This window comes from Solwaraspora sp. WMMB335, assembly GCF_049179075.1.
GTDB lineage: Bacteria > Actinomycetota > Actinomycetes > Mycobacteriales > Micromonosporaceae > Micromonospora_E.
Genome location: NZ_JBMHMF010000001.1, coordinates 7,405,878 through 7,423,542 on the forward strand (window position 1 = coordinate 7,405,878; position 17,665 = coordinate 7,423,542).

The window sequence follows — 17,665 nt, forward strand, 5'->3', positions numbered from 1 at the left end:
ATGTGACCCATCTACTCCACTGATCCGTGCGGCTGTCCTTGCGGGGGAGAACACATGATGTCTGCACAATCTGTCCGAGCTCCGTGGCAGCGACGACGGAAGTCTCATCGGACGAACCGCCTCCGTCTGTGGATCGCGGGCCTGACAGGGGTCCCCGTGGCGGCGTCGCTGCTGGTCGGAGTGCCGGCACAGGCCGCCGCACCGGCGGCGGAGCCGGCGCGACCCCAGGTGGAGAGGCTGGACTCGCACGGCGGTCCGGTCACCGGGCGGGCGTGGACTCAGAAACTGGTACGGGAATCGCCGGTTCCCAAGCCGCAGTGGCCGGCGGCCGGCACCACTCGGGTGGAGCTCGACTCGCCGAACCCGGCTGGCCGGGGCACCAGGGCGGGAACGTCGCCGGTGTGGGTCACCCGCGGCGACGGTCCGGACGGCATCCGGGCCACCAGCGTGGACGTACAGGTGGTGGACCGGGAATCGCTGCCGGCCAGCTGGCGTCACGGCCTGGTCCTCAAGGTCACGGCACCGGCCGGAGCCGCAGCCGGCACGGCGAAGGTCGCGGTGGACTACAGCTCGTTCCGGTACGCCGTAGGTGGGTCCTGGGCGTCGCGGCTGCGCCTCTGGCAGGTCCCGGCCTGCGCGCTGTCCACCCGCGACATGCCGACGTGCCGGTCGGTGCCGCTGCACACGACGAACGACCTCGGCGCGGGAGTGGTCACCGCAGAGGTGCCCGTCGCCGCCACGACCGCCGCGCTACCCGACCGGGGGCGGCAGCCCGGCGATCCGTCGGCCCGGTCGAGCGGCTCCTACCTCGTTCTGGCGGCCGCCGGTTCGGGTGCGGACGGCGACTTCACCGCGACCACGCTCGCCCCGTCGTCGACGTGGACGGCGGGCGGCTCCTCCGGCGACTTCTCGTGGAGCTATCCGCTGCGGACGCCGCCGGCGGCCGGTCCGGAGCCGTCGATCGGCCTCACCTACTCCTCGTCTTCGGTCGACGGCCGATCGGAGGTGACGAACAACCAGCCGTCGTGGATCGGGGAAGGCTTCGACTACTCGGCCGGCTTCATCGAGCGCCGGTACGTGCCGTGTGCCGAGGACCGCAAGGTCGCCGGTGCGAACAACACCCAGGACAGCGGCGACCAGTGCTGGCGCTCGGACAACGCGACGATGAGCCTCAACGGCCGCAGCACCGAACTGGTGTTCCAGACCGGCAAGGGGTGGCACGCGCGTTCCGAAGACGGTTCCAAGATCGAGAAGCTGACCGGCGCGACGGGCAACGGTGACGACAACGGTGAGCACTGGAAGGTGACCACCACCGACGGCACCCAGTACTTCTTCGGCATGCACTCGTTGCCGGGCCACACGTCGAAGACCAACTCGACGTTGGCCGTACCGGTGTTCGGCAACCACTCGGGCGAGCCCTGCCACGCCACGACGTTCGCCAACTCCGACTGCCCACAGGCGTGGCGGTGGAACCTCGACTACGTCGTCGACGTGCGCGGCAACACCATGTCGCTGTGGTACGGCAAGGAAACCAACAAGTACGCCCGCAACGACACCGACACCGACGACGTCTCCTACGACCGTGGGGGATACCTGACCCGGATCGACTACGGCACCTACGACCGCACTGTGGCGACGCACGGCGTGACCGAGCGCAACGTCGGCCCGTACGCGCAGGTGGTGTTCGAGACGGACATGCGGTGCTTCTCCAACTGCGGCACCGAGTCGAATCCGGTCAAGGACTCGTGGAAGGATACTCCCTGGGACCAGGAGTGCAAGGCGTCGGCCACGTCGTGTCCGCAGAAGTACTCGCCCACGTTCTGGACGACGAAGCGGTTGAAGAAGATCACCGCGCGGGTGTGGGACACCACCAAGACCACCCCGGCCTGGCAGGACGTCGAGTCATGGACCCTGTCGCACACGTTCGCGGCGACGGCGGACTCCACGCACACCGGCCTGTGGCTCAACCAGATCGACCACGCGGGGCACGTCGGTGGCACCATTGATTTGCCGCCGGTCACGTTCGAGGCCGTGTCGCTGCCCAACCGGGTGTTCACCGCACACGGCACGACCGACAACTGGTTGCGGATCTCCAGCATCGTGACGGAGACCGGATCCCGCATCAAGGTGGACTACGCGGAGCCGGAGTGCACCGAGGCGATGGTCGAGAACCTCAACCCGCACACGAACACCAAGAGGTGTTACCCGGTGCGGGTGCCGGACCCGGCCGACCCGACCGGGCAGCAGCTTGTCACCGAGTGGTGGCACAAGCACCGGGTCGAGCACGTGGCCGAGGACGACGTCCAACTCACCGACGGACACCAGGCACCGTCGAAGCACACCTGGTACGAGTACGTGGGATCGCCGGCGTGGCACTACGCCGACGACGACGGCCTGACCCGGCCGGAACGCAAGACGTGGTCCCAGTGGCGTGGCTACGCACAGGTCAAGACCCGGGTCGGTGACGACTCGGCGACCCGGACCCTCTCGGTCACCACCTTCATGCGGGGGATGCACGGCGACAAGGCCAGCCCGAGCGGAGGCACCCGCAGCGTGACGGTTCCCGCCTCGCTGGGCTCCGAGACGGTGTACGACGAGGACCAGTTCGCCGGCCAGGTGCGGGAGCAGGCCGTCTACAACGGGGTGGACACCAAACCGGTGTCGAGGACGGTGAACGTACCGTGGCGGTCGAACCCGACCGCGAGCCGGACGATCAACGGTGACACCGTCGACGCCCGGTTCGTCGAGACCCAGGCCACCTACACCGCGACCGCCCTGGGCGTCGACGGCAGCCGAGGCTGGCGCACCTCGCGGGGCACCAAGAACCTGGATCACACGTACGGCACGGTCAACTGGTCGCAGGACGACGGCGACATCAGCGTCCCCGGCGACGAGAAGTGCATCACGTACCAGTACAACCGCAACACCGCCAAGAACCTCACGACCATGGTGAAGCGGACGACCACCACCGCGCTGGCCTGCGGCACGAACCCGGCCACGGTCGATGACGTGATCTCCGACGCGCGGACCTACTACGACGGGGCCGGCAGCGTCGACACCGCACCGACGTTCGGGTTGGTGACGAAAACCGAGCAGCTCAAGGACTGGGCGGCCGGCACCGGCACGATCTGGCAGGTCGTGTCGCAGGGTGGCTACGACCACACCGGCCGGCCGGTGAGCGCGACCGACATCAAAGGCAACGTCACCACGACCGCGTACACGCCGGCCGTCGGCGGCCCGGTCACGAAGGTGACCACGACCGGACCGGCACCGTTCAACTGGACGTCGTCCGTCGACACCAACCCCTACTGGGGCTCCACGGTCACGGCCGTCGACCCCAACAACCGGGTGGTCTCGGACGTCGAGTACGACGCGCTCGGACGCGTCAGCAAGGTGTGGGTGCTGGGCTGGACCAAGGCCGCCAACCCGACCACGCCGTCGGCGCAGTACACGTACACGTTCGCCCCGGGCCGGGACGCCTATCCGTTCGTCAGCGCGCAGACGCTCAACGCGGACGGCAACTACGTCACCTCGTACGAGATCCTCGACGGGTTGCTGCGCCCCCGACAGATCCAGACCCCGGCGGTCGACGGGTCCGGGGACCGGGTGGTCACCGACACGCTCTATGACAGCCTCGGCCGCGCCGCGATCTCCTACGGTGCCCACGCGGAACCCGGGGCGCCGTCCGGCGCGCTGTGGTGGGAGCCGGAATGGTCGCTCCCCGCCATCTCGAAGACCAGATTCGACCGGGCGTCCCGTCCCACGGACACGATCTTCCTAGCCGGCGACGGAATCAGCAATCTGGTCGAGAAGTGGCGCACGGTCACCGGACACGAGGGCGATCTGACCAAGGTCACTCCGCCGCAGGGCGGCACCGCGACGACCACGGTGACCGACATCGAGGGCCGGGTCGTCAAGCTGCGCCAGCACACCACCGCGGCCGGCGTCGACGGGGCCTACCAGGAAACCGAGTACGTCTACGACCGCAAGGGCCAACAGGTGCGGACGGTCGACCCGGCCGGCAACCGGTGGGTCAACGAATACGACGCCAAGGGCCGCCTGTGGCGCGCGACCGACCCCGACAAGGGCGTGACGACCAGCACCTTCAACGACGAGAACGACCTGGTCGCAACGACGGACGCCCGAGGCGAGGTGCTGTGGTACGGCTACGACGCGCTGGGTCGCAAGAAGGAACTGCGGGACGACTCCGAAACCGGGCCACTGCGCGCCGAGTGGAAGTACGACAGCCTCTACACCGGGCAGAGCGGGTTCAAGGGCCAACTGACCCAGGCGATCCGCTACGAACCGGCCGGCAGCAGCAACGCCTACCGGTGGCGGGTACGCAGCTTCGACGACCGTTACCAGCCCAAGGGCGTCGACTACGTCATCCCCAGCAGCGAGACCGGCCTGAGTGGGACCTACATCTACGCCTACGCCTACGCGCCGGCGACCGGTGCCCCGACGTCCATCTCCTATCCGGACGGCGGTGGCCTGGTCACCGAGCAAGTCAGCACCGACTACGACGCCACCACCGGGATGCCGGTCCGGCTGGACACCAGCCTCACCGGTTCCGCTGGCACGATGGCCACCGCCACCTACACGGCGTACGGGGAACGCAGCGGCGCGATCTACAAGATGCCCGGCGGCACCTGGACCCAGGACGTCGTCTACCGGGACGAAGCCACCCGCCGGATCACTCGTACCACCGTGGGCCGGGAGACCATCGCCGGTACGGTCTCCGACCGCAACTACAGCTACGACCACAGCGGTAACATCACCTCTGTCGTGGAGCAGCCCAACATCGGTCAGGCCGACACCCAGTGCTTCCGGCAGGATCCGCTGGGCCGGCTCACCAGCGCATGGACCCCGGACGCCGGGGTGACCTGCCAGACCGATCCGACGGTGGCGAACCTGGGCGGCCCGGCCCCGTACTGGCACGACTGGACCTTCAACTCCACCGGCTCCCGGCTGACCGAGACCAACCACACCGCCGGGGGCGACACCACCCGCAGCTACACGGTGCCGACGGGTGGCCAGGGCGTCGTACGTCCACACGCCGTCACCGCGATGACCACTCAGGCGCCGGCTCAGAGCGGCGTCGTCAACGCCTACGCCTACGACGAGGCCGGTAACACGATCTGCCGGCCGACCGGCGCCGCCGCGAACAGTTGCGGCACCGGCGCCAACAGTCAGACCCTTGGCTGGGACGCCGAGGGCAAACTGGCCACGGTCGCGGCCGGCGGTCAGACCATCGAAACCAACATCTACGACGCCAACGGGGTCAGGATCATCCGCCGCGACAGCAACGGCACCACTGTCTACCTGCCCGGACAGGAGATCCGCCGGGAGGGCGGCGTCAACACCGGTACCCGCTACTACAGCTTCGCCGGGACCGTCTGCGCCTCCCGTACGGGCGGATCGGCGGCCACCAACCTGACCTGGCTGTTCAACGATCATCAGGGCACGCAGCAGATCACGGTGAACGCCGGCACCCAGGCCGTCTCCGTACGTCGTCAAACCCCGTACGGGGCGCCGCGCGGCGCGAACCCGACTTGGGCGAACAACAAGGGTTTCGTCGGCGGGGACATCGACCCCACCGGCTTGACGAACATCGGTGCCCGGCAGTACGACCAGACGTTGGGCCGGTTCATCTCGGTGGACCCGGTCCTCGTCGCCGACGATCCGGACCAGTACAACGCATACCAGTACGGCGGCAACAACCCCGTCGACAACGCCGACCCGACCGGCATGTACCACACGGAGAACAGCGACGACACCGGCGACCGCGGCTACGCCATGCCCAACGGCACGACCAAGATCGTCAAGAAGTACGTCCCGCCCGCCTGCACCGCCGAATGCCAGCAGCGACGCGAAGCATTCCGAAAGGCGAGCAACGAACGCGCCGAAGCGGCCCGCAAACACCGCGAATGCCAGGCCAGCTTCTGGTGCCGCAACAGTCAACGAGCCAAGGACTTCGGCTCGGATCTCGTAGATGGCGTAGTGCAGAACGCCGATGTGGCGGGCGTGATCGCGGGCGTGGTTGTCGGGCTGACCTGCACGGTGGTGACCGGCGGCAGCGGGGCGCTCCTGTGTGGCGCGCTCGGCGGCGCGGTCGCTGGTCTCGTCACCGGCGGGCTGAAATGTGCGGGCGGTGACCGGAGTCGATGTTCAATGGGAAGCCTGGCTGTGGACGTTGCCGCCGGCGCCCTGCTCGGGTTTGCCGGTGGCGCTATCGGCGCGGCGGTCGGTGGTGCGCTAGCTGGCGCTTTCACCCAAGGAACTGCTAGAGCCGCAGGTGCCGGTGCTTGGTCAGGGCTAGGGAAGGTGTGGAATGGTATTGTTCCTGCTGCACGTGATTTGAAGAACACAAAAGCTTTCGTCATGGGGTCCGCAAGAAACTGGAAAAGTGATGTAGATTTGGTGGGCGGAGGTAAGAAGGGGCATGCCCTGATTGCGCTGGATACCCTTATGATGGTCGAAAAGGGAGCTGCCTCCAGTAGTGGTCTGGCTGGTGCTCTCGTTGGAGGAACTATGCCTACAACCAGGGATGACGTAAGTCAGTTTGTGCGCGAAGGTTATGTGTTCAACCAGGTTACGCACCCTATGCAAATTATGGGCGGCCTTGTGGGAGGGGCATTCTGACTGGCCAACCAGATGATGTGGTCGGAGACTCGCGCGACGATAGGTCGCGCGAGTTCTCGGCTTGGCATTATTATGGTCCGGTCGTATACCGAATTCGTCAATTGCTCTTCGCGGCGACGACGATCTTGCTAACAATCGTCTTGATGTTTGTCTATCTAACGATTTCTAGTTTCTACCCTGGAACTGGTTCTGCCCGTCCTTACGGTCCAGCCGAAAGGTCGGTTGAAGTGACTGTCGAGGAGTGTCGTAGAGTTGGCCCCTTGAGCGATCACGGATTCGGATACTGGTGGGTCTGTGACATAACTGTGCTGAGGGGTGCTGGGGTCAACGCAGTGGTCGATCGATCCATCGCAACGCCGGAAGATGTTGGTCGGGTCATCTCATTGCGTGAGGCGTGTTACGGCGAAAATCAAACCGACTGTCGATATGGCGAGCCGACGTCTGCTATTTGGCCGATTCTCATGGTTGTCCTGAGAATGCTCTGGCGAGGATTTTTGGTGGTTGCGCTCTTTATGGTGCTCATCTACTTGATGAAATCGATTCTCGGTGCGCCCAGGTCTTACGCTCTGGTTGATCGGTTGCGCGGGAAGCGTGGCAACGTGTGAGGAGGAGACTGATGTGATTTCCGCAGACGAGTATCTGGGGGCTGTCCGGCGGCGATTCGTCGCTGATGGATGTGCGGTGACCGAGGAAGCCGTCGGTCCCTTGCCAGTGGTCGTCGGGTACCGGGCGCGGGTCCGGATGCTGACGAGGATGCACATCTTCGCGGTCGCGGCGAAGGTGGAGCGGGTCGACGAGGAGAGCCTGCGCGGGTACGTCGACGATGTGGTCAACCTCGGGTTGGGGCGTAAGGGTCAGTGGCGCGGCATGCAGTCGGGCGTGATCGTGCTGCCCATCCTGGTGACCGGGGCGGTGGAGCCGGCTGCTGCGGCGTTGACCCAGAAGGCGTACCGGCTGAACGCCAACGGCTTCGCGGCGATGGCCCAACCTGCGGTGGTGGACGTGACCGCTGGCCGGGTGTGGACCTTCCGGGGAACCCGGTTGTGGGGCTACGCGTTCAACTCGCTGATCAAGCAGTCGTACGAGGCGTACCTGCCGGATCCGGAGCCGGCAGCCGAGTCGACCTGATAGCGGCCGGCCTCCGTGCCCTGCGATTGGCCGTTGGGAGTTGTCGCGTTGAGCCGCCGACCGGCAGCCCCGGGGGCGCTCGCCGAGCACCTACGAATCCAGGCTGACCCGGCCTGGCGCGGCCAGCCGGGGTTGGAGGCGTCGCGTCATTGGTTCCCGACACGCCGGCACTGGACCGCGCCGAGAGCCAGCCGGTGCTCATCGGTCGGGTCAGCTTCGCAGACGCCGCAGCAGCGTCGCGCGGTTGGCAGCCCAGACGGCAGACAGGAAGTACGCCGAAGTGGACAGCAGACCGCGCACGGGTGCCTCGGCGAGGCGCGCCCCCAACGGTCGTAGCCGCCCGTGCCCGACGCCGACCAAGGCCTCGGCCATGTGGGCCTGCTCCAGCCGGATGTACTCACGCCAGGTGAACGGCTCCGGGATCGGCGTGCGGTGGGCCTGGCGCACCGTCGTGCCGTCGCGGGCCTGCCGGACCACCGCCGCTGGCATCGTCACCCAGCTGGCCAGCGCGTGCCCGTACACCCCGGCGGTGACCCGCCACGACGGTTCGATGCCACCAGCCGGGCCGAGGATGGGCAGGTGCCCCACCGGCGCTGCGGACGTCCACCGCGCTTCGGAGTAGTACAACCAGCGGTCCTGCGGATGCCAGCCGACCCTGTTGGCGAAGGCGGTGGCGTCCCAGTCGGTCACCTCGGCCGCCTCGAGTTGAGCCAGGAACCCGAATCGCCCGCCGCTGTGCCGGCGCCAGCACTCGTCGATGTCGAGCAGATCGTCGGTGGCGATTCTCCCGACATCGTCCGGGCTGAGCAGGTGCGTCCGGACGGACTGCGGGTCGCGTCCTGCGGACTGCAGGACCAAACGCAGCGTCTCACGGTCGGCGTCACGGTACCGGCCGTGCCGGATCAAGTCGTCGAGCCGGTCAAGGTCCAGCCCCGCCGCGGCCGTCACCCGACGACGACGGCGGGATCTGCCGACGCGGTGGCGCGGGTTGGCGAACAGGTCGACGTCGTCCGGGTGGACCACAGCGTGGGACAGGTTCTCGAACAGCATCGCCGCCGCCGAGAGATCCATGATTTCGCGGCTGTGCCCGTGCAGCTCAACGATGTCGTCGCGCCGGAGCCGCTGCGGGGCGAGGAGGAGTCCCTCCACCAGCTCGGCCGGTTCGGCCATGATGATCGACGACTGGCGCCAGGTGACGTCGATCTGGCGCGAGCGCGCCAGCACCCGCTGGGCCAGCGGGCCGTTCAGCTCGGCGAGCGTGCGCGGCCTGTCGTCGGGCGTCATGAGATCGATGAACGCGGCGGTGAAGACGCCCAGGCCGCGATCGCGGTCCTCGAACGACAACTGTCCCTCGGGGCAGCCCGAGATCACCACCGTGCCGGACGGCTTCGCCGCGACCAGCCTGCGCAGGGCGCTGGCGAAGTCAAGGTCGCCGGAGCGCCAGGGGCCGATCGGCCGGCTGCGGCACGCGTCGAGCAGCAGGATGACGTTCGGCTTGGGCTCCACCGCCGACGCACGCAGGCGTTCGACGACCTCGCCGACCACTACGCTGTCACGCAGGCGCGCACTGGATTGCCGGTAGGTGTCATGGACCAGTAGGTGGCCCCGGCCGTCGGGACCGATCAGCCCGTGCCCGCTGAACGTGAACCAGATGCGGTCGGCCGCGCCGAGGTCGGGAAACCTCTGCGGTACAGCGGCGACTGCGCCCATGACAGCGGACCGGGTGGCCTGCTTCCCGACCAGCACCAGGATACGTTCGTCGGCGAGGCCGAGGTGCCGGAACAGCGCCGCCAGCGCGACGGCGTCCGCCTCCGCACACGCCAGCGTGGACGTGCTCAGGTTGACGTTGCGGTCGACGCCGACGACGACGGCGACGTCGCGGGACGATGGGCCGGGCGTCCCGACCTCCTCGTCCGGCCGGTCGGCGGATCTCACAATCCCCACTCAACGGCCCTTGCCGGTGTCGTCGGGTTCGTGGCCTGCGGTGAGCTCCCGGGCGATCTCGGTGACCGGGACGACATCGGCCGAGGTCGCTTCGGCATCGATCGGCTGGGTGATGCCGTACTTCTCGACAAGGAACACCTCCCGGTAGAGGTGCCGTGCGTGATCTGCGGTGCGGTGCATCAAGTAGGCGTTCTGGCCGCTGCCCAGCACGATGCCCAGCAGCGGCAGCAGCTTGGCCATGTTCTTGGCGCTGGCCTGATAACCGAAGCGGGTCAGGACCTTGGCCAGCAGCCGCACAGCGATCGGATCGGCCTGGGTGATCACCGGCAGCTTCGGAGCGCGGGCGACCCGCACGCCGACCTTCGCGAGCAGCTTGCCGGCGAGGGTGGGCTTCGGCACCACCAGATGCGGGATCAGCCACTGCGCGGCCCGACTCACCTCAGCGAACGACGCCGCCTTGACCGCCGAGCCGGCGGCGAACACCGGGCCCAGCATCGACAACGCGAGCGTGAGTTCCCGCCGGTCTTGGACTCCGTACCCGTAGTACATCCCGATATGACCGACCGCCCGCACCGTCCCCACCAGCGTCACGGCCACATCGACGCCGACCGCGCCGACGACGGCGGCCGGCCCCACCCCGGCCCCGGACAGGATCTCACCGCCGCTGATCACCAGCCCGGCGGCGGCGCCCTCGACCATCGCCAGCGAACTGTAGATTAGGTCGAGCGGAGGCATCACCGCCTCGATCTCGGCGAGACTGAGCGCACGGATGTCGCTGAGTCGCTCGACGTCGTGGCCGTTGCGCCGGAACGCGGCGATCACCCGCTGCTCGTCGAGCGACTGCAGCGCCAGCGTCGACCCGTGTGCGGCTAGGGACTCGACGGAGCGTTCCACGGCGTTTAGGAACTCGTGGGAGTCCCGGACCTTGCGGGTTCGTTCGACTGCAGCCTTCTTCCACCCGTCGATGGACTCGCGGACGCGGGCCGGCAGCAGGTGCCGGCCCGCCTCGCGAACCTGGCTCTCCTTCCATCGCTGAATCTCGTCCCACGCGGCGATGTCGTAGGCCGACCAGCCGGACTGGTCGACATGGCTGTCGTACGGTGCCATTCCGTCTCCTCGGATGCCACGGAGGTGCCGCCACCGGGCTTCTGACGGACGGGCCCGCACGTCGTGCGCGTTACCAGGCCAGGGGAGGGGCGACCCGGTGCAATCCAGGGTGTTGGCCAGGATGCGGTGGTCATGCAGCGACGCTTGATCACATGCCCTCACCCACACGTGGGCGGATTCGTGGCCGGGAAGAGATCGTTCTAGCCGAGGTCGTGCTCGTCTGGGCTCGTGTTGAGCACCCAGGCAAGGGGCATCGTTGCGTGCACCGTGAAGTGGCCGCCGGCCAAACGATGCATCGTGACAGTCTGTGCCGGATCTTGGTCGACGATCCAGTACTGGGGGATGCCAGCAGCCGCGTACTCGTTACGCTTGGTGATCATGTCGGTGCCTTCTGAACCCGGCGACACGATCTCCACGACGAGCAGTACGTCTGCGACCGGCAGCCAGACGGCGTCGGACTGCGGCTTGCTCCACACGACCAGGTCGGGGATCCGGCCACCGACCGTGCCACCGCGACCAGGGATACGCAGTCCGACCGCCTGGGCGATCCGCTCCGCCGGGACGCCTGCGGCGGCAAGCCACACCGTGAGCCTGGTTGCGATGATCGCGTGAGCGTACCCAGGCGGCGGCATGATCGAGAGCACTCCCTCGGGGCTGATCTCATATCGATGAGATTCGTCCGCAGCCATCATCGCGGTGAGGTCGTCGAGCGTCACCACCGTAGGCATGTGCCTGCCGACCGCCTCCGAACTCATGACCGCATAGTACGCTGTCCGGCGTTGCTTGCCGTGCACAACCAGCCGCTGCGTGGTCAGCTGACGCTGGTCGAGGCGGTCGTGTCTTGGTAGCGTCCTTGGCTCGCATGGGCCCGTCCGGCGGAGGTCCTGCGGTTGCGGGCCGCGCTCACCGACATGATCAACCTAGGGTACGGATTTTCAATCCTTTTCTGTGACCTGGGTACGCTTCGGAAGAGTGCCGGCCGGTCGCTTGATGTGATCGGCAAGGGTCGTCCGATCACCGGGCGCGGTCCGCGCGATCTCGTAGGTCCCGTCGTCCCCCTACCGCTGTCTGCCGCGAGGGGTCCGTCGTGACGGCCGTGAGCGTGGACCTCTCGCGGAGCTGTTTTCCCTGTTGAGATGTTGTTCGATAGTAGACGATCGCGGTTTTCGGGTGGTCGGGGAGCCCTCTGTCGTGGGACCTCTCGCGGGCCGGTGGTTCCGCCGCAGGTCAGGAGGGGTAAGATTTGGGCCCTGTCGCAGCTCTCTCGGGAGCTGCCCTTCATTGAGGCCGGCTTTCGTAGGCCGTGGCGTTGGAGTGGCCGTCGTCGCAGCTCTCTCGGGAGCTGCCCTTCATTGAGGCTCGATCCGTGATCATGCCGACAACTCCACCTTGGTGAAGTCGCAGCTCTCTCGGGAGCTGCCCTTCATTGAGGCTCGACGTCGACCACCAGACCGGGGTCACCGCCCGGTCGCAGCTCTCTCGGGAGCTGCCCTTCATTGAGGCTCGGTCACCGCCGACGACTTCGCCTGGTACTCCAAAGGTCGCAGCTCTCTCGGGAGCTGCCCTTCATTGAGGCTGACGATAAGGTGGCGATGGGTAGTCGGGTCCCGGTCGCAGCTCTCTCGGGAGCTGCCCTTCATTGAGGCGAAGAAAGTGGACAGTACACAAAAGACCATAGATGGACGGTCGCAGCTCTCTCGGGAGCTGCCCTTCATTGAGGCGGGCGGTTCGACATGCACTACGACGGAACCGGTCCGCCGAGTCGCAGCTCTCTCGGGAGCTGCCCTTCATTGAGGCTCGGTCACGACGCGGAAAAGTCGCACCTCGAACCAGCGACGTCGCAGCTCTCTCGGGAGCTGCCCTTCATTGAGGCGACGGCGTCGTAGCGGTCCCCGTCGTCGGGCGTCCACGTGTCGCAGCTCTCTCGGGAGCTGCCCTTCATTGAGGCAATTTCCACACAGTGGATTGTGCGAGGTTATAAAGAGTCGCAGCTCTCTCGGGAGCTGCCCTTCATTGAGGCTACAGGCCACTCAATACTTTCGAACAGAACAACATGTCGCAGCTCTCTCGGGAGCTGCCCTTCATTGAGGCAGATCCCTGCCAGTCGAGTCGACTGGTGCGTGGCAGTGTCGCAGCTCTCTCGGGAGCTGCCCTTCATTGAGGCGTCTAGCTAGCGCCCGCGCGTGAGCCATGTCTGATCGTCGCAGCTCTCTCGGGAGCTGCCCTTCATTGAGGCCCACCGCCGCCTCCGGTCAGGTGGTAGCGGCCGGTCGCAGCTCTCTCGGGAGCTGCCCTTCATTGAGGCGTAAATGCGACACCACCGATGATCGATCTGCGTGAAGGTCGCAGCTCTCTCGGGAGCTGCCCTTCATTGAGGCCTGCTCGGCGTGGCTGGCGTGGTAGCGGGCTGCCTCGGTCGCAGCTCTCTCGGGAGCTGCCCTTCATTGAGGCGCCGCCGCCGGAGCCGCCGGGGTGACCCGGTTCAGTCGCAGCTCTCTCGGGAGCTGCCCTTCATTGAGGCGCGCCAGAGCAGTCGGATCCGCCGGACCGGATCGACGTCGCAGCTCTCTCGGGAGCTGCCCTTCATTGAGGCTGGGGCTGGCCGTGCTGCTCGTGGCGGTGCTCCGGTGACGTCGCAGCTCTCTCGGGAGCTGCCCTTCATTGAGGCTCCAGGACGCACGCGGCCCCCGCCGATGCCACGGCGAGGTCGCAGCTCTCTCGGGAGCTGCCCTTCATTGAGGCTCGGATGGGCTGATGGTGGTGCCGGCAGACACCAGGTCGCAGCTCTCTCGGGAGCTGCCCTTCATTGAGGCACGCGGCCGATCCTGCCACGGGAAGCATTACCGGGTCGCAGCTCTCTCGGGAGCTGCCCTTCATTGAGGCATGAACGTCTTGATCTTGCCGTAGTCGCGCGAGGAGTCGCAGCTCTCTCGGGAGCTGCCCTTCATTGAGGCTCAGCGCAATCATTTCAAGACCATGTTTGTTTGCTGTCGCAGCTCTCTCGGGAGCTGCCCTTCATTGAGGCTTTCGGGCACCTAGGAATGGCCATTCACCCTGGGGTCGCAGCTCTCTCGGGAGCTGCCCTTCATTGAGGCTCGCCAGTGAAGAAGTTGGACCACTCCACCGCTCCGTCGCAGCTCTCTCGGGAGCTGCCCTTCATTGAGGCACAGTGGACAGACGCATTCCACAGACCCCGAATTGAGTCGCAGCTCTCTCGGGAGCTGCCCTTCATTGAGGCGAGGTGACCGCGTCGAATTCTTCTCTGGCCGGGTCGCAGCTCTCTCGGGAGCTGCCCTTCATTGAGGCTCGACCCCGTCCGCCCACATTTTTATGGGCGATGGTCGCAGCTCTCTCGGGAGCTGCCCTTCATTGAGGCTCACTTCTCAAGTATCAACCGAACAAGCGGGTTAAGACGTCGCAGCTCTCTCGGGAGCTGCCCTTCATTGAGGCTTGTTTGGTGATGAGCACGCGGCGTAGGAATTCCGCTAGGTCGCAGCTCTCTCGGGAGCTGCCCTTCATTGAGGCCGGTAGGTGTGCGCTCCGTGAGCACTGCACCCCGTCGCAGCTCTCTCGGGAGCTGCCCTTCATTGAGGCTCATCGTGGACATTGATTACCGCTGACAGTTGCGTGGCGTCGCAGCTCTCTCGGGAGCTGCCCTTCATTGAGGCTCCGCGTCAATGGCTGCCACCGGGCAGATGACGGTCGCAGCTCTCTCGGGAGCTGCCCTTCATTGAGGCACAGAATGTGTTAATCTTTGAGTCGATCGTGAATCATCGTCGCAGCTCTCTCGGGAGCTGCCCTTCATTGAGGCTTTAAACGAATTTTCGCTCGTAATGGACGAAACGTCGCAGCTCTCTCGGGAGCTGCCCTTCATTGAGGCAACCAGTTTTGGTCTGAATCCAGCCATCAGACCAGGTCGCAGCTCTCTCGGGAGCTGCCCTTCATTGAGGCTCCCACCGTGCGGTGAACAGGGGCAGCAGGTTGGCTGTCGCAGCTCTCTCGGAGCTGCCCTTCATTGAGGCGTCACCATGGCCAAATGGGCGGATTGGCACACCCGCGGTCGCAGCTCTCTCGGGAGCTGCGCTTCATTGAGGCGCGGCCGAAGCGCTGCGTACCTTGTCTGGGTTCTTCGTCGCAGCTCTCTCGGGAGCTGCCCTTCATTGAGGCGGACCGCCGGCTAGGGTAGCTGCCAATGTGTGGGACAGTCGCAGCTCTCTCGGGAGCTGCCCTTCATTGAGGCTGAAGGTGGCAAGTCGCGCCATCGATAGGCACTTTCGTCGCAGCTCTCTCGGGAGCTGCCCTTCATTATCCCCACCCGACGGGAACGCACCTGCCCCCGCGCCGTCAAACGCGCCCGCCACAACCAGTACCGGATCAAGAAACCCCACGAACCGGCCAGCATCCGCTATCAGCGTCCACCGACCATCCACATCCATCGGGTCCAGCCACCATCAAGATCAACCTAGGCTACGTGGCATTGGGCCTTGGCCAGGGTCGCAGCTCTCTCGGGAGCTGCCCTTCATTGAGGCTGTCGGGCGTGGACCTGGCGATCATAGACGCGAAAGTCGCAGCTCTCTCGGGAGCTGCCCTTCATTGAGGCTTGCATGCGACGAACCGGCGGGACATGCGGTGGATAGGTCGCAGCTCTCTCGGGAGCTGCCCTTCATTGAGGCTCGGCCTGCCCGTCCAGAAGGGCCTCTTCGTCCATGCTGGTCGCAGCTTTCTCGGGAGCTGCCCTTCATTGAGGCGACCACGGATACCACCAGCAGGCCGACTGGTACCTGTCGCAGACATTCTGCGGACGGTGCGCGGCCTGCCTGACCGGACGCATGGTCTACTGCACCGACTCAGGCACCAAGCAGCGCCAGAAAGCACGGAGGACCATCGACGGGCGGCTCGTACGCCAGTACCTGGGTGTCTCCGCGATCGCCGAACTGATGCTCGTCGATGAGGCCGCACTCGTGGCGATGCCCGCCGGGCTGTCCTTCGACCCCGCAGCGCTATTGGGTTGCTGTCTGACCACCGGTCTCGCGGCGGTGTTCAACGTCGCCCGCCCGACACCGGGGTCGACAGTGGCCGTGTTCGGCTGCGGCGGGGTCGGCCTGGCAGCCGTCCAGGCCGCACGGATCAGCGGCGCTGCCGAGACGATCGCCGTGGATCTGGAGCCGCACCGCAGGGAGACCGCCAACAAGCTCGGTGCCACCGTCACCATCGATCCAGCCGCCGGCGACGTCACCAAGCAAATTCTCGCGGTAGCGCCCGGCGGCGTCGACGCCGCGATCGAGGCGGTCGGCCTGGCCGAGACGGCCGGGCAGGCGTTCGCCGTACTGCGTCCCGGTGGGCAGGCCACCGTTCTGGGAATGATGCCGCCCGGTCCGAAATTCGCCTGCCAGCGGCCCTGTTGCGGCACGGTCGCGGGATCACCGGCACCGTGATGGGATCGGTGCGCACTCGCTTCGACATCCCGCGCTACGCCGATCTGGCGATACGAGGCATCCTGCGCAGCGAGGAGATCATCACCAGCAGCAGGCCGCTGCACAACGTGAACGAGGCGATGGCCGACGCCGAAGCACGCCAAGGCATCCGATCCATGATCCATTTTTAGCCTCGTCCAGCGCGGACCCGGTAGTGCTCTCCAGTCCCGCTCCGGAGGATCGAGCACATCGCCCTGCGAGTAGCGAGGGTCAGGGTCGCGCCGCGAAGGCGTCGCGAACCTGACCCCGGTTTGCCGTCCACCAGTGCAGGAACGTCTCACCGGAGAAGAACAGGTGGTCACAGGAGTGGTCGCCTCGGTCGTAGTGGAACACCAGCTGCCAGAAGTCCGAGGCCCGCTTCCACCATAGGCGGTCCACCGCGTCGGCCAGTTCGGCATCGCTGATCGCGACCACGGCACGGTACCCGGCGACGAACGCGGCCACCAGCTCCAGGTCCAGCTCGCCCGCCTCACCGCCAAACTGCAGCGTGGCGGTCCGGGCGATCTCCTCGCCGAACGGGCGAACCCTGATCCGATCCCAGTCAATCACTCCGGCCACCACCCCGTCACGCCAGATGATGTTGCGATACTGAAGATCGCCATGGGTGTATCCGGCAGGCCCGGCTGGATGACCAGTGGCCGGGCGCAGATGCCCATACTCGGCGATGAGCGCCTTGCGCCGCCGCAGCAGCTCGACCGTCTGGACGTCGAACGGTGTAGCCGAAGCGAACGCGTCGATGGCGCGCAGATACCGGTCAGCCTCGGACACCGCCTCGCCGGGCGTCGTCACCGTGGCAGTGACGGCACCGGCAGCCGGCAGCCACCTACGCAGGCCCGGATCGTTGAGCTCACGGTGCAGACTGCCCAGCACGCCGCCAAGGTGATGTGCTTGGCCGGCCGACAATCCGGTACCCGCAACGTGCTCACCGTCCAGCCAGCCGAACAGACTGTAAGCGCGGTCATCCACCTCGGCCACGACATCACCGCCGATGGTCGGCACCGGCGGACACGCCGGTACCCCAGCCGCAGCGAGCGCCGCAGCGACTGTCAGATTGCGTCGCACGGTCGACACGGGCGCGTCCAACAGCAGCTTCAGCGCAAACGCGCCACCGGCGGTACGCAGCTGCCAGTTGCGGTTCATCAACCCGTCGGGTAGATATCGAATCTCATCGACCTTTCCGAGCCGGTACACGTCGACCAGAAACGGCAGGTCCTGGGCAGCCAGGTCGAGAGCGGCGACCTCGGCAAGCACGGAAGCTGTCACGGGGACGAACGTTACCGAATCTGTCGGACAGCGCCGCGCAGGCGCGGCCCGCCTCGCAGGCACCGAGGACAGCCCAGCGGCGGCGCAGGTGGCATCGCGAATAGTGC

9 protein-coding genes and 1 CRISPR repeat array are annotated in these 17,665 nt (G+C 66.5%); of the genes, 5 read left to right on the forward strand and 4 right to left on the reverse strand.

Annotated features, from left to right (window positions below; translation table 11 throughout):
- Positions 1 to 156: 156 nt before the first annotated feature.
- Genes ACN27F_RS31965 through ACN27F_RS31975 form a run of 3 tightly spaced genes read left to right on the forward strand, consistent with a single transcriptional unit; the run spans position 157 to position 7,770 of the window.
- The gene (locus ACN27F_RS31965) at positions 157 to 6,642 is read left to right on the forward strand and encodes an RHS repeat-associated core domain-containing protein (RefSeq protein ID WP_421439184.1); all 6,486 of its coding nucleotides are present in this window, start codon (positions 157 to 159) and stop codon (positions 6,640 to 6,642) included.
- A 17-nt stretch (positions 6,643 to 6,659) separates the two neighbouring features.
- Complete coding sequence (locus ACN27F_RS31970) at positions 6,660 to 7,247, forward strand: DUF6346 domain-containing protein (protein ID WP_421439185.1); 588 nt, start codon at positions 6,660 to 6,662, stop codon at positions 7,245 to 7,247.
- A 34-nt stretch (positions 7,248 to 7,281) separates the two neighbouring features.
- On the forward strand, positions 7,282 to 7,770 hold the full coding sequence (locus ACN27F_RS31975) for a hypothetical protein (protein WP_421440583.1): 489 nt from the start codon (positions 7,282 to 7,284) through the stop codon (positions 7,768 to 7,770).
- A 210-nt stretch (positions 7,771 to 7,980) separates the two neighbouring features.
- Here ACN27F_RS31975 and ACN27F_RS31980 read toward each other — a convergent pair whose 3' ends face one another.
- From ACN27F_RS31980 to ACN27F_RS31990, 3 genes are all read right to left on the reverse strand, one after another.
- Complete coding sequence (locus ACN27F_RS31980; RefSeq protein ID WP_421439186.1) at positions 7,981 to 9,705, reverse strand: GUN4 domain-containing protein; 1,725 nt, start codon at positions 9,703 to 9,705, stop codon at positions 7,981 to 7,983.
- A gap of 9 nt (positions 9,706 to 9,714) precedes the next feature.
- A complete protein-coding gene (locus ACN27F_RS31985; protein WP_421439187.1) occupies positions 9,715 to 10,821 on the reverse strand; it encodes an EcsC family protein in 1,107 nt (368 codons plus the stop codon).
- A 200-nt stretch (positions 10,822 to 11,021) separates the two neighbouring features.
- A complete protein-coding gene (locus ACN27F_RS31990; protein ID WP_421439188.1) occupies positions 11,022 to 11,576 on the reverse strand; it encodes a Uma2 family endonuclease in 555 nt (184 codons plus the stop codon).
- Positions 11,577 to 12,073: 497 nt separating this feature from the next.
- Positions 12,074 to 14,773: direct repeats of the CRISPR family, unit length 36 nt; unit sequence GTCGCAGCTCTCTCGGGAGCTGCCCTTCATTGAGGC.
- Positions 14,774 to 15,650: 877 nt separating this feature from the next.
- Between ACN27F_RS31990 and ACN27F_RS31995 the strand changes: the two genes are divergently transcribed.
- Complete coding sequence (locus tag ACN27F_RS31995) at positions 15,651 to 16,256, forward strand: zinc-binding dehydrogenase (protein ID WP_421439189.1); 606 nt, start codon at positions 15,651 to 15,653, stop codon at positions 16,254 to 16,256.
- A gap of 8 nt (positions 16,257 to 16,264) precedes the next feature.
- Entirely contained in the window at positions 16,265 to 16,426 is a 162-nt protein-coding gene (locus tag ACN27F_RS32000; protein WP_421439190.1) for a hypothetical protein, read from the forward strand.
- Positions 16,427 to 16,505: 79 nt separating this feature from the next.
- Here the strand turns inward: ACN27F_RS32000 and ACN27F_RS32005 are convergent, their stop codons facing one another.
- The gene (locus ACN27F_RS32005) at positions 16,506 to 17,558 is read right to left on the reverse strand and encodes a phosphotransferase (protein WP_421439191.1); all 1,053 of its coding nucleotides are present in this window, start codon (positions 17,556 to 17,558) and stop codon (positions 16,506 to 16,508) included.
- Positions 17,559 to 17,665: the final 107 nt, after the last annotated feature.